The 18,641-nt window shown below is 33.2% G+C and carries 19 protein-coding genes; 16 read left to right on the top strand and 3 right to left on the bottom strand.

Annotated elements, in window-relative coordinates:
• The first annotated feature begins 47 nt into the window (after positions 1-47).
• The 7 genes from cap8J to cap8P all read left to right on the top strand — a co-directional run bounded on the left by cap8J (position 48) and on the right by cap8P (position 7,084).
• A complete protein-coding gene (cap8J, locus tag IDG66_RS08370; RefSeq protein WP_000636149.1) occupies positions 48-605 on the top strand; it encodes a type 8 capsular polysaccharide synthesis protein Cap8J in 558 nt (185 codons plus the stop codon).
• Positions 606-613: 8 nt separating this feature from the next.
• Entirely contained in the window at positions 614-1,852 is a 1,239-nt protein-coding gene (gene cap8K / locus IDG66_RS08365; RefSeq protein WP_001238807.1) for a type 8 capsular polysaccharide synthesis protein Cap8K, read from the top strand.
• Between the two features lie 33 nt (positions 1,853-1,885).
• Complete coding sequence (gene cap8L / locus IDG66_RS08360) at positions 1,886-3,091, top strand: type 8 capsular polysaccharide synthesis protein Cap8L (RefSeq protein WP_001291010.1); 1,206 nt, start codon at positions 1,886-1,888, stop codon at positions 3,089-3,091.
• A 10-nt stretch (positions 3,092-3,101) separates the two neighbouring features.
• Positions 3,102-3,659, top strand: a complete 558-nt coding sequence (gene cap8M / locus IDG66_RS08355) for a type 8 capsular polysaccharide synthesis protein Cap8M (RefSeq protein ID WP_000825101.1) — start codon at positions 3,102-3,104, stop codon at positions 3,657-3,659.
• On the top strand, positions 3,659-4,546 hold the full coding sequence (gene capN, locus IDG66_RS08350) for a capsular polysaccharide type 5/8 biosynthesis epimerase CapN (RefSeq protein WP_001230681.1): 888 nt from the start codon (positions 3,659-3,661) through the stop codon (positions 4,544-4,546). The genes cap8M and capN overlap by 1 nt, the downstream gene beginning before the upstream one ends.
• A gap of 53 nt (positions 4,547-4,599) precedes the next feature.
• Complete coding sequence (gene cap8O, locus IDG66_RS08345) at positions 4,600-5,862, top strand: type 8 capsular polysaccharide synthesis protein Cap8O (RefSeq protein ID WP_000779494.1); 1,263 nt, start codon at positions 4,600-4,602, stop codon at positions 5,860-5,862.
• 76 nt (positions 5,863-5,938) lie between these two features.
• On the top strand, positions 5,939-7,084 hold the full coding sequence (cap8P, locus tag IDG66_RS08340; RefSeq protein ID WP_000723437.1) for a type 8 capsular polysaccharide synthesis protein Cap8P: 1,146 nt from the start codon (positions 5,939-5,941) through the stop codon (positions 7,082-7,084).
• Positions 7,085-7,148: 64 nt separating this feature from the next.
• Here cap8P and isdI read toward each other — a convergent pair whose 3' ends face one another.
• Together isdI and IDG66_RS08330 are read right to left on the bottom strand one after the other, a co-directional pair.
• Positions 7,149-7,475, bottom strand: coding sequence for a staphylobilin-forming heme oxygenase IsdI (isdI, locus tag IDG66_RS08335; protein ID WP_000480603.1), 327 nt, complete (start codon positions 7,473-7,475; stop codon positions 7,149-7,151).
• A gap of 6 nt (positions 7,476-7,481) precedes the next feature.
• On the bottom strand, positions 7,482-7,865 hold the full coding sequence (locus tag IDG66_RS08330; RefSeq protein WP_001237002.1) for a YbaN family protein: 384 nt from the start codon (positions 7,863-7,865) through the stop codon (positions 7,482-7,484).
• 426 nt (positions 7,866-8,291) lie between these two features.
• Here IDG66_RS08330 and IDG66_RS08325 point away from each other — a divergent pair, with 426 nt between their 5' ends.
• Both IDG66_RS08325 and IDG66_RS08320 read left to right on the top strand, forming a co-directional pair.
• The gene (locus IDG66_RS08325) at positions 8,292-9,779 is read left to right on the top strand and encodes an aldehyde dehydrogenase family protein (RefSeq protein ID WP_000290397.1); all 1,488 of its coding nucleotides are present in this window, start codon (positions 8,292-8,294) and stop codon (positions 9,777-9,779) included.
• 645 nt (positions 9,780-10,424) lie between these two features.
• Entirely contained in the window at positions 10,425-11,384 is a 960-nt protein-coding gene (locus tag IDG66_RS08320) for a cation diffusion facilitator family transporter (RefSeq protein ID WP_001013481.1), read from the top strand.
• A gap of 352 nt (positions 11,385-11,736) precedes the next feature.
• On the opposite strand, the gene IDG66_RS08315 is transcribed toward IDG66_RS08320, so the two are convergent.
• Positions 11,737-11,940 (bottom strand): hypothetical protein, encoded by a 204-nt coding sequence (locus IDG66_RS08315; RefSeq protein WP_000356963.1) that lies wholly within the window; start codon positions 11,938-11,940, stop codon positions 11,737-11,739.
• Positions 11,941-12,117: 177 nt separating this feature from the next.
• Between IDG66_RS08315 and IDG66_RS08310 the strand changes: the two genes are divergently transcribed.
• The 7 genes from IDG66_RS08310 to IDG66_RS08280 all read left to right on the top strand — a co-directional run bounded on the left by IDG66_RS08310 (position 12,118) and on the right by IDG66_RS08280 (position 18,277).
• Complete coding sequence (locus IDG66_RS08310; RefSeq protein ID WP_000171919.1) at positions 12,118-12,630, top strand: DUF4242 domain-containing protein; 513 nt, start codon at positions 12,118-12,120, stop codon at positions 12,628-12,630.
• A gap of 341 nt (positions 12,631-12,971) precedes the next feature.
• Positions 12,972-13,712 carry an ABC transporter ATP-binding protein gene (locus tag IDG66_RS08305; RefSeq protein WP_000590847.1) on the top strand — a complete coding sequence of 247 codons (741 nt, stop codon included), beginning with the start codon at positions 12,972-12,974 and terminating at the stop codon, positions 13,710-13,712.
• A gap of 13 nt (positions 13,713-13,725) precedes the next feature.
• A complete protein-coding gene (locus IDG66_RS08300) occupies positions 13,726-14,700 on the top strand; it encodes an ABC transporter substrate-binding protein (RefSeq protein WP_000826671.1) in 975 nt (324 codons plus the stop codon).
• On the top strand, positions 14,697-15,458 hold the full coding sequence (locus IDG66_RS08295; protein WP_000197961.1) for an ABC transporter permease: 762 nt from the start codon (positions 14,697-14,699) through the stop codon (positions 15,456-15,458). Before IDG66_RS08300 ends, IDG66_RS08295 begins: the two co-directional genes overlap by 4 nt.
• Before the next feature lie 12 nt (positions 15,459-15,470).
• On the top strand, positions 15,471-16,502 hold the full coding sequence (locus tag IDG66_RS08290; protein ID WP_000171644.1) for an acyl-CoA/acyl-ACP dehydrogenase: 1,032 nt from the start codon (positions 15,471-15,473) through the stop codon (positions 16,500-16,502).
• 216 nt (positions 16,503-16,718) lie between these two features.
• On the top strand, positions 16,719-17,078 hold the full coding sequence (locus tag IDG66_RS08285; protein WP_001092004.1) for a Na-translocating system protein MpsC family protein: 360 nt from the start codon (positions 16,719-16,721) through the stop codon (positions 17,076-17,078).
• A 173-nt stretch (positions 17,079-17,251) separates the two neighbouring features.
• Positions 17,252-18,277: an NAD-dependent formate dehydrogenase gene (locus IDG66_RS08280; RefSeq protein ID WP_000706137.1), complete on the top strand. Its 1,026-nt coding sequence runs from the start codon at positions 17,252-17,254 to the stop codon at positions 18,275-18,277.
• The last annotated feature ends 364 nt before the right edge of the window (positions 18,278-18,641 follow it).

Below are 18,641 nucleotides of genomic sequence, written 5' to 3'. Positions count from 1 at the left end.
ATCCCAGGCATTATAATAAAAAAATTTACTAAAAAAGTAGGGATAGAATGATTGTAAAAACATTTATGAAATCGAAAATATTTAGATTAATGAATACACCACTATTATTATTTTATAAGAAAGAATATTTAACTGGATATTATTTTGAAAATAAAGTGGCTGGATGGTTATGGGCGTGGAAAGCTGTTCCGTTCAAGTTGTTAGGAATAAATACAAGTTTGCCATTTCCTGCAGATATAACTGTTAGAATGCATAACCCTAATAACATTGTTTTTGATAAAAATGATATTCATATTTTTCAATCGCCCGGGACGTATTTTAATAATTTTTCAGCAGTTATATATATAGGTAGAGGTGTTTATATAGCGCCTAACGTAGGTATTATTACAGCTAATCATAATATTAAAAATTTGAAGTCACATGCACCAGGTGAAGATGTCAAAATAGGGAATTATAGTTGGATTGGAATGAACTCAGTTATATTACCAGGAGTAGAATTGGGGGAACATACAATTGTAGGGGCTGGGTCGGTTGTAACAAAAAGTTTTCCAGAAGGTAACGTTGTTATAGGTGGCAATCCAGCGAAAATCATCAAGAAAATCTGAGGTTAATTATGAGATTAAATAAATTTATTGGCGATTCGTTTTTAATGATTTTAAGCAGTGGCATCGCTCAAGTCATATTAATCATCACTACCCCAATTATTACAAGACTATATTCACCTACAGAATTTGGTGAGTTTACAATTTTTTCAAATATCGCAATGATTTTAATACCAATAATAAATGCAAGATACGATTTGTTGATTGTGAATACCAAAAATGACCGTAGTGCTAATATACTTTCACAAATCAGTTTTTTGATATCATTGCTTATTTTATTAATACTGATACCAATATTTGCGATTAGTGCATGTTTATACCCAAACTTTATATTAGATTTTATTTTCATTATTATTATGTTGTTTTTGGTAAGTTTAACAAACATTTTTACAAATTATCTAAATAAGGAAAGAAAGTATAAAGTGTTAAGTTTGATTAATGTGTTTAGAGCTGGATCAATGGCTTTACTTCAAATCATTTTCGGACTTTTAGCATTAGGAAGTTTAGGATTAATTATTGGTTTTTCATTATCCTATATCGCAGGCATTACACTAGGATATAAAACGTTTAAAAAGCACTTTAATATTGTGAGAGATAAAGAAGAAACTAAAGCATTATTTTTAGAAAATAAAAATCAGTTAGTTTATTCAACACCATCAATATTATTAAATAGTTTGTCTTTCTCGGTTGTTGTGTTCTTTATAGGTATTTTGTATACCAATACAGAAGTGGGTATTTATGGTATGGCCATAAGAGTACTAGGCATACCAGTGACAATTATTTCATTAGGGTTATCAAAAATATTTATGCAACAAGCCAATGACTATTATATTGAACATGGTAACTTCCGAAATTTATTACTTAAATTTAGTTCCATACTGGTTATAGTTTCTATAATTCTTTATGTGCCACTTTATTTGTTCAGTGAAGAATTAGTCAATATATTATTAGGACATAGCTGGGTTGACGCAATTACAGTTATAAAAATTGTTATCCCATTATTTGTTATAAGGCTGATTGTATCAACGGTATCACTTTCTGTGATTGTATTACAAAAACAACAGTTAGAATTAATACTACAAGCGTTATTTTTAATAGGTACTACTGCAACATTTGTTATATCAAAAATGCTTAATTTAACTTTTTTAAACTTTGTATCTATTAATACAATTGTTTTAATCGTATCGTACATGATATTTTTCATAGCACTCTATTATTTTGCTAAAAATAAACAGTTCAAAAATTCTTAGTCTAAATTCATTAATAAAAAGGACGTCGATTAGATGAGTGAAAAAAAGATTTTGATTTTATGTCAGTATTTTTATCCGGAATATGTATCTTCTGCGACGTTACCAACTCAATTGGCGGAAGATTTAATTGCGAATCACATTAATGTCGATGTCATGTGTGGATGGCCATATGAATATAGTAATCATAAACAGGTTTCTAAAACCGAGATGCATCGTGGTATTTGCATTCGACGTCTCAAGTATTCGAGGTTTAATAACAAAAGTAAGGTTGGAAGGATCATCAATTTCTTTAGTTTATTTTCAAAATTCGTGATTAATATACCTAAAATGTTGAAATATGATCAGATTCTTGTTTACTCTAATCCACCAATCTTGCCATTAATACCAGACGTTTTACACAGACTGCTTAAGAAAAAATATTCTTTTGTGGTGTATGATATAGCACCTGATAATGCGATTAAGACAGGTGCAACTCGTCCAGGTAGCATGATTGATAAACTGATGCGTTACATTAATAGACATGTCTACAAGAATGCTGAAAATGTCATTGTCCTTGGTACGGAAATGAAAAACTACTTACTAAATCATCAAATTTCTAAAAATGCTGACAATATCCATGTGATTCCTAACTGGTATGACATGCGTCAATTACAAGACAATCGTATCTATAATGACACATTTAAAGCTTACCGTGAGCAATACGACAAAATTTTATTGTATAGCGGTAATATGGGGCAGTTACAGGATATGGAGACACTTATCTCATTTTTAAAATTAAATAAGGATCAGCCTCAAACGTTAACAATACTTTGTGGTCATGGTAAGAAATTTGCAGATGTCAAAACGGCAATAGAAGACCATCGTATTGAAAATGTTAAAATGTTTGAGTTTTTAACAGGTACAGACTATGCTGACGTATTAAAAATTGCGGATGTATGTATTGCATCGCTGATTAAAGAAGGCGTCGGTTTAGGCGTGCCGAGCAAGAATTATGGCTATCTTGCAGCTAAGAAAGCGTTGGTACTCATCATGGATAAGCAATCTGATATCGTTCAACATGTTGAACAATATGATGCGGGTATCCAAATTGATAATGGCGATGCACATGCCATTTATAACTTCATCAACACTCACTCGAGTAAGGAATTGCACGAGATGGGTGAGCGCGCACATCAACTGTTTAAAGATAAATATACGAGAGAAATTAATACTATGAAGTATTACAATCTGTTGAAGTGAGGAGATAATTATGAAGCGATTATTCGATGTAGTGAGTTCAATATATGGTTTAGTAGTTTTAAGTCCGATTCTGTTAATTACAGCATTACTAATTAAAATGGAATCACCTGGACCAGCCATTTTCAAACAAAAAAGACCGACGATTAATAATGAATTGTTTAATATTTATAAGTTTAGATCAATGAAAATAGACACACCTAATGTTGCAACTGATTTAATGGATTCAACATCGTATATAACAAAGACAGGGAAGGTCATTCGTAAGACCTCTATTGATGAATTGCCACAATTATTGAATGTTTTAAAAGGAGAAATGTCAATTGTAGGTCCTAGACCAGCGCTTTATAATCAATACGAATTAATCGAAAAACGTACAAAAGTGAACGTGCATACGATTAGACCAGGTGTGACAGGACTAGCTCAAGTGATGGGGAGAGATGATATCACTGATGATCAAAAAGTAGCGTATGATCATTATTACTTAACACATCAATCTATGATGCTTGATATGTATATCATATATAAAACAATTAAAAATATCGTTACTTCAGAAGGTGTGCATCACTAATGAGAAAAAATATTTTAATTACAGGCGTACATGGATATATCGGTAATGCTTTAAAAGATAAGCTTATTGAACAAGGACATCAAGTAGATCAAATTAATGTTAGGAATCAATTATGGAAGTCGACCTCGTTCAAAGATTATGATGTTTTAATTCATACAGCAGCTTTGGTTCACAACAATTCACCTCAAGCAAGGCTATCTGATTATATGCAAGTGAATATGTTGCTGACGAAACAATTGGCACAAAAGGCTAAATCTGAAGACGTTAAACAATTTATTTTTATGAGTACTATGGCAGTTTATGGAAAAGAAGGTCAGGTTGGTAAATCAGATCAAATTGATACACAAACACCAATGAACCCTACGACCAACTATGGTATTTCCAAAAAGTTCGCTGAACAAGCATTACAAGAGTTGATTAGTGATTCGTTTAAAGTAGCAATTGTGAGACCACCAATGATTTATGGTGCACATTGCCCAGGAAATTTCCAACGGTTAATGCAATTGTCAAAGCGACTGCCAATCATTCCCAATATTAACAATCAGCGCAGTGCATTATATATTAAACATCTGACAGCATTTATTGATCAATTAATATCATTAGAAGTGACAGGCGTGTATCATCCTCAAGATAGCTTTTACTTTGATACATCGTCAGTAATGTATGAAATACGTCGCCAATCACATCGTAAAACGGTATTGATCAACATGCCTTCAGTGTTAAATAAGTATTTTAATAAGTTGTCGGTCTTTAGAAAATTATTCGGCAATTTAATATACAGCAATACGTTATATGAAAATAATAATGCACTTGAAGTTATTCCTGGAAAAATGTCACTTGTTATTGCGGACATCATGGATGAAACGACAACCAAAGATAAGGCATAAGTCATCTATTAAATAAAATCAACATACAAATCGTTTTATTTGGAGGTTATAGTATGAAGTTAACAGTAGTTGGCTTAGGTTATATTGGTTTACCAACATCAATTATGTTTGCAAAGCATGGCGTCGATGTGCTTGGTGTTGATATTAATCAGCAAACGATTGATAAGTTACAAAGTGGTCAAATTAGTATTGAAGAACCTGGATTACAAGAGATTTATGAAGAGGTACTGTCATCGGGAAAATTGAAGGTATCTACAACGCCAGAAGCATCTGATGTTTTTATCATTGCCGTTCCGACGCCGAATAATGATGATCAGTACCGGTCATGTGACATTTCGCTAGTTATGCGTGCATTAGATAGTATTTTACCATTTTTAAAAAAAGGGAATACTATTATTGTAGAGTCGACAATTGCGCCTAAAACGATGGATGATTTTGTAAAACCAGTCATTGAAAATTTAGGGTTTACAATAGGTGAAGATATTTATTTAGTGCATTGTCCAGAACGTGTACTGCCAGGAAAAATTTTAGAAGAATTAGTTCATAACAATCGCATCATTGGCGGTGTGACTAAAGCTTGTATTGAAGCGGGTAAACGTGTCTATCGCACATTTGTTCAGGGAGAAATGATTGAAACAGATGCACGTACTGCTGAAATGAGTAAGCTAATGGAAAACACATATAGAGACGTGAACATTGCTTTAGCTAATGAATTAACAAAAATTTGCAACAACTTAAATATTAATGTATTAGATGTGATTGAAATGGCAAACAAACATCCGCGTGTTAATATCCATCAACCTGGTCCAGGTGTAGGCGGTCATTGTTTAGCTGTTGATCCGTACTTTATTATTGCTAAAGACCCTGAAAATGCAAAGTTAATTCAAACTGGACGTGAAATTAATAATTCAATGCCGGCCTATGTTGTTGATACAACGAAGCAAATCATCAAAGCATTGAGCGGGAATAAAGTCACAGTATTTGGTTTAACTTATAAAGGTGATGTTGATGATATAAGAGAATCGCCAGCATTTGATATTTATGAGCTATTAAATCAAGAACCAGACATAGAAGTATGTGCTTATGATCCACATGTTGAATTAGATTTTGTGGAACATGATATGTCACATGCTGTCAAAGACGCATCGCTAGTATTGATTTTAAGTGACCACTCAGAATTTAAAAATTTATCGGACAGTCATTTTGATAAAATGAAGCATAAAGTGATTTTTGATACAAAAAATGTTGTGAAATCATCATTTGAAGATGTATCGTATTATAATTATGGCAATATATTTAATTTTATCGACAAATAAAATGTGTCAAACTAGGGCATACATGATTAAGGAAAGATAAGCTGTCATGTGTTTGAACTTCAGAGAGGATAATGTTATGAAAAAAATTATGGTTATTTTCGGTACGAGACCCGAAGCAATAAAAATGGCACCATTAGTAAAAGAAATTGATCATAATGGGAACTTTGAAGCGAACATTGTGATTACAGCACAACATAGAGATATGTTAGATAGTGTGTTAAGTATATTTGATATTCAAGCTGATCATGATTTAAATATTATGCAAGATCAACAAACGTTAGCGGACCTTACGGCTAATGCGCTTGCTAAACTTGATAGCATCATTAATGAGGAACAGCCGGATATGATTTTAGTACATGGTGATACTACAACGACTTTTGTAGGAAGTTTGGCAGCATTTTATCATCAAATTCCGGTCGGACATGTAGAAGCTGGACTTCGAACACATCAGAAATACTCACCATTTCCTGAAGAGTTAAATCGAGTCATGGTAAGTAATATTGCTGAATTGAATTTTGCGCCAACAGTAATTGCAGCTAAAAATTTACTTTTTGAAAACAAAGACAAAGAGCGTATCTTTATTACTGGAAATACAGTTATTGACGCATTGTCAACAACAGTTCAAAATGATTTTGTTTCAACGATTATTAATAAACATAAAGGCAAGAAAGTTATTTTACTAACAGCGCATCGTCGTGAAAATATTGGGGAACCGATGCATCAGATTTTTAAAGCAGTAAGAGATTTGGCAGATGAATATAAAGATGTTGTCTTCATTTATCCAATGCATCGTAATCCAAAGGTAAGAGCGATTGCCGAAAAATATTTATCTGGGAGAAATCGGATTGAATTAATTGAGCCATTAGATGCGATTGAGTTCCATAATTTTACAAATCAATCGTACCTCGTGCTGACAGATTCTGGTGGTATTCAAGAGGAGGCTCCTACATTTGGAAAACCTGTGTTGGTATTAAGGAATCATACAGAGCGTCCCGAAGGCGTTGAGGCGGGAACATCGAGAGTAATTGGCACAGATTATGACAATATTGTTCGAAATGTGAAACAATTGATTGAGGATGATGAAGCATATCAACGTATGAGTCAAGCGAATAATCCATATGGTGATGGACAAGCATCACGACGTATTTGTGAAGCAATAGAATATTATTTTGGATTGCGCACAGACAAGCCGGATGAATTCGTACCTTTACGTCACAAATAATAAAAAACCCCTAATCATGAAGTTGGTTTAGACAACCAGCGGTGACTAGGGGTTTTTAATATATTTATTTTTGATAGTGGTAGCCAATATCATATTTGAATACTTTATTTGATAATATTGGACTTTGCTGTCCATCGTCATCACTTTTTAAACGTACATTTTTATGAGCTTCTTTAAATACATCGGAATTCAACCAATTATTAAAGCTATCTTCAGATTCCCAAATAGTTAAGATTTTAACTTCGTCTGTATCCTCAGTATTTAATGTTTTAGTGACAAACATTTGTTGGAAGCCTTCAATAGTTTCAATGCCTTGTCTATTGTAAAAACGTTCAATCGTTTCTTCCGCACTGCCTTTTTGTAATTGTAATCTATTTTCTGCCATAAACATGGGCAATCACTCCTCTATTTTATGATTTGATTTGGGTAATGTTTTTACAAATGTAAAGAGTACAGCGGTTTGTATGATAACCATTATGATTAATCCTATACGTACTGCAAGAACATCCACCATATAAATTGAAAAACCTATTACAATGTATAAGCTAATTAAAATTTTAATTTTCTGTTGTAGCGTGTAGCCTCGATGTAAATAAAAGTTTTCTACATATTCTTTATAAATTTTTTGATTAATAAGCCAATTGTAAAAGCGATCTGAACTTCGAGCAAAACAAAAAACTGCTACGAGTAAAAAAGGGGTCGTTGGCAGTAAAGGTAATACGGCACCTGCAATACCAAGCGCTGTAAATATTAAGCCAATGACGATTAAAATAAGTCGCATTGAAAAAACTCCATTCTAGTACTAATGCGCATGTAATATTGTTTTAGTAATATAACTCATGCTAAATATAATGTGTATGATAAGTGCAATGACTCAGTAAAATGAAACGATGTTGAATTATCCTTGTCACATTAACGCATTTTAAGCGCGACTTTCATAACAACCAAACTATTTAATGAGAATTATTCTCAAGTATTATAGTTATATTATGTGTTTTATTTTTGAAAAGTGCAATATGTTTTCGAAAATAAGATTATTTTTATGTGCAAAAACGACGCAAAAGTTTTAAAAATGAGACTTCTGTGAGCTGATTATTTTATAAAATGTAAACGCTTACTATATAATGTGAATCATATCGTTTAAAAGCATTATTAAATATGATGCTAAGAGATTTATATTATAGCCAATAAACAAAGGAGAGATAATATGGCAGTAAACGTTCGAGATTATATAGCAGAGAATTATGGTTTATTTATCAATGGGGAATTTGTTAAAGGTAGCAGTGACGAAACAATCGAAGTGACTAATCCAGCAACTGGAGAAACACTATCACATATTACAAGAGCAAAAGATAAAGATGTCGATCATGCAGTCAAAGTGGCGCAAGAGGCATTTGAATCATGGTCATTAACTTCTAAATCAGAACGTGCACAAATGTTGCGTGATATTGGTGATAAATTAATGGCACAAAAAGATAAAATTGCAATGATTGAAACATTAAATAATGGTAAACCGATTCGTGAGACAACAGCAATTGATATTCCATTTGCTGCAAGACATTTCCATTATTTCGCAAGTGTTATTGAAACAGAAGAAGGTACAGTAAATGATATCGATAAAGACACAATGAGTATCGTACGACATGAGCCGATTGGCGTCGTAGGTGCTGTTGTTGCTTGGAACTTCCCAATGCTATTAGCTGCATGGAAGATTGCGCCAGCCATTGCTGCAGGTAATACAATTGTGATTCAACCTTCGTCTTCAACACCATTAAGTTTATTGGAAGTTGCTAAAATTTTCCAAGAGGTATTACCTAAAGGTGTTGTCAATATACTAACGGGTAAAGGTTCAGAATCAGGTAATGCAATTTTCAATCATGATGGTGTAGATAAATTATCATTTACGGGCTCAACTGATGTAGGTTATCAAGTTGCCGAAGCTGCAGCAAAACATCTAGTACCCGCTACATTAGAGCTTGGTGGTAAAAGCGCCAATATCATATTAGATGATGCTAATTTAGACCTTGCAGTTGAAGGTATTCAGTTAGGTATTTTATTCAACCAAGGTGAAGTATGTAGTGCAGGTTCTCGATTATTAGTTCATGAAAAAATTTATGATCAATTGGTGCCACGTTTACAAGAGGCATTTTCAAATATTAAAGTTGGAGATCCACAAGATGAAGCTACACAAATGGGTAGTCAAACTGGTAAGGATCAATTAGATAAAATTCAATCATATATTGATGCAGCAAAAGAATCAGATGCACAAATTTTAGCAGGTGGTCATCGCTTAACTGAAAATGGATTAGATAAAGGGTTCTTCTTTGAGCCGACATTAATTGCTGTGCCAGACAATCATCACAAATTAGCACAAGAAGAAATATTTGGACCAGTGTTAACAGTGATTAAAGTGAAGGACGATCAAGAAGCAATTGATATAGCTAATGATTCTGAGTATGGTTTAGCAGGCGGTGTATTTTCTCAAAATATCACACGTGCATTAAATATTGCTAAAGCTGTACGTACAGGACGTATTTGGATTAACACTTACAACCAAGTACCAGAAGGCGCACCATTTGGTGGTTATAAAAAATCAGGTATCGGTCGAGAAACTTATAAAGGTGCGTTAAGTAACTATCAACAAGTTAAAAATATTTATATTGATACAAGCAATGCTTTAAAAGGTTTGTACTAGAATAAATATCGTTTCTGAAGCGTGTTTGTAGGTCAGTCTAGCGGTAAGTCTTAACATTTAACGGCGTTGTTTAGATTTTAAGCAAAACAAAATATATAGGAACACGTATCATGATATTAGGATATAATGACTAAAATAATAGCAGTAGGATGGTTTTTAATTGCAAATCATCTTACTGCTGTTTTTAATTATGCTAATTTGCGATGCGGCTATTATAAGGACAGAGTTGTTTATTAATTATGGTGATTTAGAAATATGAAGTTCAATATGCAAAGTCATCGTTTGTTTTAATATGCGGAACAATCATTAAAGTTATTGCGATTTTTTGAACTTAATGAAACTAAACAATAAATTTGAGATACTTTTTTGTCATTTTTATGTAACTAACACAATAATCTCGTACATTATTAAAATTTTCTATATGATAGGAATAAAGCAAAGAGCGAGTGTGCTGTAAAAGTTTTCCAAGGTGATATTACATAAAGCTATAAAGGGTAAAGATTAATGAGTTGTCATGTAAATGACGATGATGTATAAATCATGGTTAATTACGGAAGCATTAATATTAACCTGAGAAGCTATAAAGAATTATTTTTAAAAGCGACAATATTAAATACGACGCATTTATTTAGGAGTGGCAAACGTATGAATGGGAAAAAGGCGAATACGATAAACAGATACAAATATTTTCATCATGTCAATCATCAAAAAATTCAACAAAGTTCTAAAAAGACGCTGTGGGCATCACTTATCATCACATTGTTATTTACAGTGATTGAATTTGTCGGAGGTTTAGTATCTAATTCATTGGCATTACTGTCAGATTCATTTCATATGCTTAGTGATGTATTAGCACTTGGTTTATCTATGTTGGCCATTTATTTTGCAAGTAAAAAGCCGACTGCACGATACACATTTGGATATTTAAGATTTGAGATATTAGCTGCATTTTTAAATGGTTTAGCATTAATTGTAATTTCAATCTGGATTTTATATGAAGCTATTGTACGTATTATTTATCCGCAACCAATTGAAAGTGGCATTATGTTTATGATTGCTAGTATTGGTTTACTCGTTAATATTATTTTGACAATTATCCTTGTAAGGTCTTTAAAACAAGAAGACAATATCAATATTCAAAGTGCATTATGGCATTTCATGGGAGACTTATTGAACTCTATTGGTGTCATCGTTGCGGTTGTATTGATTTACTTTACAGGATGGCGCATCATCGACCCAATCATTAGTATTGTAATTTCACTCATCATTTTACGTGGTGGTTATAAAATTACGCGTAATGCGTGGTTAATTTTAATGGAAAGTGTGCCTCAACATTTGGATACTGATCAAATTATGGCAGATATTAAAAACATAGATGGCATATTAGATGTACATGAATTTCATTTGTGGAGTATTACAACAGAGCATTATTCATTAAGTGCCCATGTTGTGTTAGATAAAAAATATGAGGGTGATGATTATCAAGCGATTGATCAAGTATCATCATTGTTGAAAGAAAAATATGGCATTGCACATTCAACGTTGCAAATTGAAAACTTGCAATTGAATCCATTAGATGAGCCATACTTCGACAAATTAACATAAATAAAACATTGTACAGGCTGGGACATAAATCAATGTTCTATGCTCTACGAAGTTATATTGGCAGTAGTTGACTGAACGAAAATGCGCTTGTAACAAGCTTTTTTCAATTCTAGTCAGGGGCCCCAACACAGAGAATTTCGAAAAGAAATTCTACAGGCAATGCAAGTTGGGGTGTGGGCCCCAACACAGAGAATTTCGAAAAGAAATTCTACAGGCAATGCAAGTTGGGGTGTGGGCCCCAACAAAGAGAAATTGGATTCCCAATTTCTACAGACAATGCAAGTTGGGGTGGGACAACGAAATAAATTTTGCGAAAATATCATTTCTGTCCCACTCCCACGTTTGTTTTGGATTATGTTGCATCATTTAAATGATTTTCGTCAATTTCTTTGATGCTATCTACATCTAACACGACATCTTTAGGTTTCAAAATATGAATATGTTTTTCATCATTTGTATGTAAAATGCGTTCTATGATGTATCTTTGACCGGCCATTGTTTCTACAGCAATCTTTTTGTTTCTAGCTAAACTTGCTACGACAGATTCTTTATCCATAATGATAGCCCCCTATATATATGTTTATTTACTTATACCCTAACATGATTTTTATACTCTTTGAAAATATATTTTACAGGATTTTATCTAAATATTAAAAAAATCGCTCAATATCCTTGTAATCCGATAAGAATTATAGTAATATTTTTTCAACCATTGTTATAGGAGGTCTTATTAATGACATTATTTTTATTAGAAGCTAACAATCTTGATTTTGCATCAACGAAAGAAGAACTAGAAGCAAAGGCAGCATCACTATCTACGAAGACAATTCCAACATTAATTGAAGTACAAGCTACTGAAAATTTAACTCATGGTTATTTTATTGTGGAAGCAAATGACGAAGCAGAAGCTAAACAATTTTTAACAGAAGCAGATATTAGTATTCAATTAGTCAAAGAAGTACGCTTAGTTGGTAAAGATTTAGATGAAGTTAAAAATGGTGATGCACATGTTGATTACCTTGTAACTTGGAACATTCCGGAAGGCATTACGATGGATCAATATTTAGCACGTAAAAAGAAAAATTCTGTTCATTATGAAGAAGTGCCAGAAGTTGAATTTAAACGCACATATGTATGTGAAGATATGTCTAAATGTATTTGTTTATACAACGCACCTGATGAAGAAGCGGTACGTCGCGCGCGCAAAGCAGTTGATACACCGATTGATGGCATCGAAAAACTTTAATAAGACAACAAGTTGATGAGATATATGTATATAGGTTTGACGTGGATTTCTATTGCAGTTAATTAGAATAGCTCAATGCTATAAATGTAAGTAGTTAATATGACGAAACTAATGAACTAAATGCAAGTATTGTCTAAAACAATCATTTTATTGAAATTTAGTAGAGCTGAAATTAATATAACGTCGTTAATTGAATAACGCTTATGTTATAAGAGCACTCATACCAAACCATAATCATCTATAGATATAACAATTCACGATATAAGGGCTGTGTTTGGCATAGCCCTTTAGATATACACTTAATTCCTATTAAAATAGTAGGGATTAAAAGGGGGCTTGTCATGATTAAAATACAACAATTACAACATCACTTTGGATCACATAAAGTAATTCATAACTTTAATTTGGACATTAGCAAAGGAGAAATAGTCACTTTCATAGGAAAAAGTGGTTGCGGAAAGTCTACTTTACTCAATATCATCGGTGGATTTATTCATCCATCATCTGGACGTGTCATTATTGATAACGAAATTAAACAACAGCCGTCTCCAGATTGTTTAATGCTATTTCAACATCATAATTTGCTGCCATGGAAAACGATTAATGACAACATTAGGATTGGATTTCGACAGAAAATTAGTGATGAAGAGATTAACGCACAGCTTAAATTAGTTGATTTAGAAGGCAGGGGAAAGCATTTTCCCGAGCAACTGTCCGGGGGTATGAAACAACGTGTGGCACTATGTCGAGCGCATGTGCATAAGCCTAACGTTATATTGATGGATGAGCCATTAGGTGCATTAGATGCATTTACACGTTATAAACTTCAGGATCAACTAGTGCAACTAAAACATAAAACGCAATCAACTATTATTTTAGTGACGCATGACATTGATGAAGCTATTTATCTTTCCGACCGCATTGTTCTGTTAGGTGAAGGGTGCAATATTATTTCTCAATATGAAATTACAGCATCACATCCACGCAGTCGTAATGATAGCCACCTACTTAAGGTTCGTAATGAAATTATGGAAACATTTGCATTGAATCATCATCAAGTTGAACCTGAATATTATTTATAAGGAGTGAGTGACGATGAAAAGGTTAAGCATAATCGTCATCATTGGAATCTTTATAATTACAGGATGTGATTGGCAAAGGACGTCTAAAGAACCGTCTAAAAATGCCCAAAATCAGCAAGTGATTAAAATTGGATATTTGCCGATTACACATTCAGCTAATTTGATGATGACTAAAAAATTATTATCACAATACAATCATCCGAAATATAAACTAGAATTAGTTAAATTCAATAATTGGCCAGATTTAATGGACGCATTAAACAGTGGTCGTATTGATGGTGCATCAACTTTAATAGAGCTAGCGATGAAATCAAAACAGAAGGGCTCAAATATAAAGGCTGTGGCATTGGGCCATCATGAAGGCAATGTCATTATGGGACAAAAAGGTATGCACTTAAATGAATTTAATAATAATGGCGATGATTACCATTTTGGTATACCACATCGTTATTCAACACATTATCTTTTACTTGAGGAATTACGTAAACAATTAAAGATTAAACCGGGGCATTTTAGCTATCATGAAATGTCGCCAGCAGAAATGCCAGCCGCATTGAGTGAACACAGAATTACAGGGTATTCTGTAGCCGAACCATTCGGTGCACTGGGTGAAAAGTTAGGCAAAGGTAAGACTTTGAAACATGGTGATGACGTTATACCTGATGCGTATTGCTGTGTGCTAGTACTGAGAGGGGAATTGCTTGATCAACACAAGGATGTAGCGCAAGCATTTGTACAAGATTATAAAAAGTCTGGCTTTAAAATGAATGATCGCAAGCAAAGTGTAGACATTATGACGCATCATTTTAAACAAAGTCGTGACGTTTTAACACAGTCAGCGGCATGGACATCCTATGGTGATTTAACAATTAAGCCATCCGGCTATCAAGAAATTACGACATTGGTAAAACAACATCATTTGTTTAATCCACCTGCATATGATGACTTTGTTGAACCGTCATTGTATAAGGAGGCATCGCGTTCATGACACGTCCCACAAATAACAAATTTATATTACCTATTATCACATTTATTATTTTCTTAGGCATTTGGGAAATGGTCATTATTATTGGGCATTACCAACCTGTATTGTTACCTGGTCCTGCTCTTGTAGGAAAAAGTATATGGACTTTCATTGTTACTGGAGAAATTTTCCAACATTTAGCAATTAGTTTATGGAGATTTGTAGCGGGCTTTGTTGTCGCATTGTTGGTTGCTATTCCATTGGGCTTCTTGCTTGGAAGGAATCGTTGGCTATACAACGCTATCGAACCGCTATTTCAATTGATTAGACCGATATCTCCGATAGCATGGGCACCATTTGTTGTTCTATGGTTTGGTATTGGTAGTTTGCCAGCGATTGCGATTATTTTTATCGCCGCTTTTTTCCCAATTGTGTTCAATACTATTAAAGGCGTTAGAGACATTGAACCTCAATATTTAAAAATAGCGGCAAATTTAAATTTAACTGGGTGGTCATTGTATCGCAATATATTATTTCCCGGGGCATTTAAACAAATCATGGCTGGGATACATATGGCGGTAGGAACAAGTTGGATATTTTTAGTTTCTGGTGAAATGATTGGTGCACAATCGGGATTAGGTTTTTTAATCGTTGATGCACGAAATATGTTGAACTTAGAAGATGTTTTAGCAGCAATATTCTTTATCGGATTATTTGGTTTTATTATTGATCGATTCATTAGTTATATTGAGCAGTTTATACTTAGAAGATTTGGTGAATAAGGAGAGATGATGATGACTTTAGAAACGCTTATCAAAGAACAATTAGATCCTCATTTAGTAGAAGTTGATGAAGGGACGTATTATCCGAGAACATTTATTCAACAATTATTTGTAGATGGTTATTTCGGTGAGGCGGCATTGAGAAAAAATGCTGAAGTAATCGAAGCTGTATCGCAGTCTTGTTTGACAACAGGATTTTGTTTATGGTGCCAATTAGCTTTTTCAACGTATTTAGAAAATGCCACGCAGCCACATTTAAATAATGACTTACAACAGCAATTGTTATCTGGAGAAATATTAGGTGCTACCGGATTGTCTAATCCGATGAAGTCATTTAATGATTTAGAAAAGTTGAACCTTGAACACACTTATGTTGATGGACAATTGGTTGTCAGTGGACGTATGCCAGCTGTAAGTAATATTCAAGAAGACCATTATTTTGGTGCGATTTCGAAACATGAATCATCAGATGAATTTGTCATGTTCATTCTACGTGCCAATCAAGATGGTATCACTCTCGTTGAAAAAACAAATTTTTTAGGGGTAAATGGCTCGGCTACGTATCAAATTACTTTGAATCAAGTCGTAGTGCCACAATCACAAATTATCACGCATGATGCGAAGCAGTTTGCGGCAACTATTCGCCCACAATTTATTGCTTATCAAATTCCAATAGGATTAGGCTCAATTAAAAGTTCTTTAGAGTTAATTGATGCATTTTCAAATGCGCAAAACGGAATAAATCAATATTTAGAGTATGATGTTGAAGCTTTTAAAAAACGTTATCGTCAACTTAGAGAAGAATATTATGCAATATTAGATGACGGTAACTTAACTTCACATTTAAATGAATTAATATCATTGAAGAAGGACATCGGCTATTTATTGCTAGATGTAAATCAAGCTTCTGTTGTCAATGGTGGTTCAAGAGCGTACACACCATATTCGCCACAAGTTCGCAAGTTAAAAGAAGGATTCTTCTTTGCAGCATTGACACCAACATTAAGACATTTAGGTAAACTTGAAGCAGAGTTGAAGGGGTAAGTGTGATAAGCTGATTTTTTGTTTAGATGCGTTTGTTGAAACATTTTTTAAAATAATATAAATCTTAGTTTATAAACATTTTCTGTTAATTTGTTATATCCTTTTAACTAGGAAAATATACATTTCGTAATAATAATAATCGTTATCATTGAAAAAGTGTTAATAAGGTGTATAATGAAAATGTGAACAATTAATGAACTTCTTATTTTAAAGAAGGTGAATACTATAGATACGCATACTAAAGAACAACAATTCTCGAATCTAGTAAGATCTTATCGTAAAGAATACGTGGGTAAAGGACCCAATAGTATTCGAGTGTCGTTTAAAGATAATTGGGCGATTGCACATATGACAGGTGTTTTGAGTAAAGTTGAGAGTTTTTACCTAAACGACAAACGCAATGAATCGATGCTCCATTATACACGCACAGAGAAGATTAAACAGATGTATAAAGAAATAGATGTAAATGAGATGGAAAGTCTTGTAGGCGCTAAGTTTGTAAAATTATTTACAGATATTGATTTGAATGATGATGAAGTCATTTCAATATTTGTTTTCGATAAGTCAATAGAATAAGTGTTGCTGGTGTAAGGTACACGGTGCTGTTTGCTAACTTCGCTTTGAATTTAACAATAATTCAAGGGGGTGGTATGTCAAACGGTGCCGTTTTTTTTGTCATATTTTTAAAACAAGCAACATGCAACACGTACTTTAAGGAAGTCAAAATTTATCATTTAGGAGAGATGGATATGAAAATCGTAGCATTATTTCCAGAAGCAGTAGAAGGTCAAGAAAATCAATTACTTAATACTAAAAAAGCATTAGGATTAAAAACATTTTTAGAGGAAAGAGGACATGAGTTCATTATATTAGCAGATAATGGTGAAGACTTAGATAAACATTTACCAGATATGGATGTGATTATTAGTGCGCCATTTTATCCTGCATATATGACTCGTGAACGTATTGAAAAAGCACCGAACTTGAAATTAGCAATTACAGCAGGTGTAGGATCTGACCATGTAGATTTAGCGGCAGCAAGTGAACACAATATTGGTGTCGTTGAAGTTACAGGAAGTAATACAGTTAGTGTGGCAGAACATGCGGTTATGGATTTATTAATACTTCTTAGAAACTATGAAGAAGGTCATCGTCAATCAGTAGAAGGTGAATGGAACTTGTCTCAAGTAGGTAATCATGCGCATGAATTACAACACAAAACAATTGGTATTTTTGGATTTGGTCGAATTGGACAACTTGTTGCTGAAAGATTAGCGCCATTTAATGTAACATTACAACACTATGATCCAATCAATCAACAAGACCATAAATTGTCTAAATTTGTAAGCTTTGATGAACTTGTTTCAACAAGTGATGCGATTACAATTCATGCACCATTAACACCAGAAACTGATAACTTATTTGATAAAGATGTTTTAAGTCGTATGAAAAAACACAGTTATTTAGTGAATACTGCACGTGGTAAAATTGTAAATCGCGATGCGTTAGTTGAAGCGTTAGCATCCGAGCATTTACAAGGATATGCTGGTGATGTTTGGTATCCACAACCTGCACCTGCTGATCATCCATGGAGAACAATGCCTAGAAATGCTATGACGGTTCACTATTCAGGTATGACTTTAGAAGCACAAAAACGTATTGAAGATGGAGTTAAAGATATTTTAGAGCGTTTCTTCAATCATGAACCTTTCCAAGATAAAGATATTATTGTTGCAAGTGGTCGTATTGCTAGTAAAAGTTATACAGCTAAATAGAATAAGGATGCTGGGCTAGCGATTAACGCTTTCAATTTTATATAAATGAATCATATAAGCACTACTGCTGTTGTAAAGATGGCAGTAGTTTTTTTATGATTACATCTAAGTATAGTCACGGCTATGTTAGGACAATGATTTAACATTTACGCACATATGTGTTCACTTACGCAATTATTGATAAATTTCATTCATTTGGAATAATATATAGTCATATAGTGCTAATTTTTTTGAGGCATTATATGCAAGATGCATTGTAAAATCGATGCATTTGTTTGTTAAATAACTTTGTATAACTAAAAATTCTTTGTTTCAACGTATAATCTAATAATAGATTTTATATAAATGGTAGTGTGTATATATG

Source organism: Staphylococcus sp. EG-SA-18 (assembly GCF_017151825.1).
GTDB lineage: Bacteria > Bacillota > Bacilli > Staphylococcales > Staphylococcaceae > Staphylococcus > Staphylococcus aureus.
This window is presented reverse-complemented; position numbering and strand designations above follow the sequence as displayed.

Coding starts and splice junctions, on each gene's coding strand:
- cap8J (WP_000636149.1), top strand. CDS start 48: ATGATTGTAAAAACATTTATGAAATCGAAAATATTTAGATTAATGAAT.
- cap8K (WP_001238807.1), top strand. CDS start 614: ATGAGATTAAATAAATTTATTGGCGATTCGTTTTTAATGATTTTAAGC.
- cap8L (WP_001291010.1), top strand. CDS start 1,886: ATGAGTGAAAAAAAGATTTTGATTTTATGTCAGTATTTTTATCCGGAA.
- cap8M (WP_000825101.1), top strand. CDS start 3,102: ATGAAGCGATTATTCGATGTAGTGAGTTCAATATATGGTTTAGTAGTT.
- capN (WP_001230681.1), top strand. CDS start 3,659: ATGAGAAAAAATATTTTAATTACAGGCGTACATGGATATATCGGTAAT.
- cap8O (WP_000779494.1), top strand. CDS start 4,600: ATGAAGTTAACAGTAGTTGGCTTAGGTTATATTGGTTTACCAACATCA.
- cap8P (WP_000723437.1), top strand. CDS start 5,939: ATGAAAAAAATTATGGTTATTTTCGGTACGAGACCCGAAGCAATAAAA.
- isdI (WP_000480603.1), bottom strand. CDS start 7,475: ATGTTTATGGCAGAAAATAGATTACAATTACAAAAAGGCAGTGCGGAA.
- IDG66_RS08330 (WP_001237002.1), bottom strand. CDS start 7,865: ATGCGACTTATTTTAATCGTCATTGGCTTAATATTTACAGCGCTTGGT.
- IDG66_RS08325 (WP_000290397.1), top strand. CDS start 8,292: ATGGCAGTAAACGTTCGAGATTATATAGCAGAGAATTATGGTTTATTT.
- IDG66_RS08320 (WP_001013481.1), top strand. CDS start 10,425: ATGAATGGGAAAAAGGCGAATACGATAAACAGATACAAATATTTTCAT.
- IDG66_RS08315 (WP_000356963.1), bottom strand. CDS start 11,940: ATGGATAAAGAATCTGTCGTAGCAAGTTTAGCTAGAAACAAAAAGATT.
- IDG66_RS08310 (WP_000171919.1), top strand. CDS start 12,118: ATGACATTATTTTTATTAGAAGCTAACAATCTTGATTTTGCATCAACG.
- IDG66_RS08305 (WP_000590847.1), top strand. CDS start 12,972: ATGATTAAAATACAACAATTACAACATCACTTTGGATCACATAAAGTA.
- IDG66_RS08300 (WP_000826671.1), top strand. CDS start 13,726: ATGAAAAGGTTAAGCATAATCGTCATCATTGGAATCTTTATAATTACA.
- IDG66_RS08295 (WP_000197961.1), top strand. CDS start 14,697: ATGACACGTCCCACAAATAACAAATTTATATTACCTATTATCACATTT.
- IDG66_RS08290 (WP_000171644.1), top strand. CDS start 15,471: ATGACTTTAGAAACGCTTATCAAAGAACAATTAGATCCTCATTTAGTA.
- IDG66_RS08280 (WP_000706137.1), top strand. CDS start 17,252: ATGAAAATCGTAGCATTATTTCCAGAAGCAGTAGAAGGTCAAGAAAAT.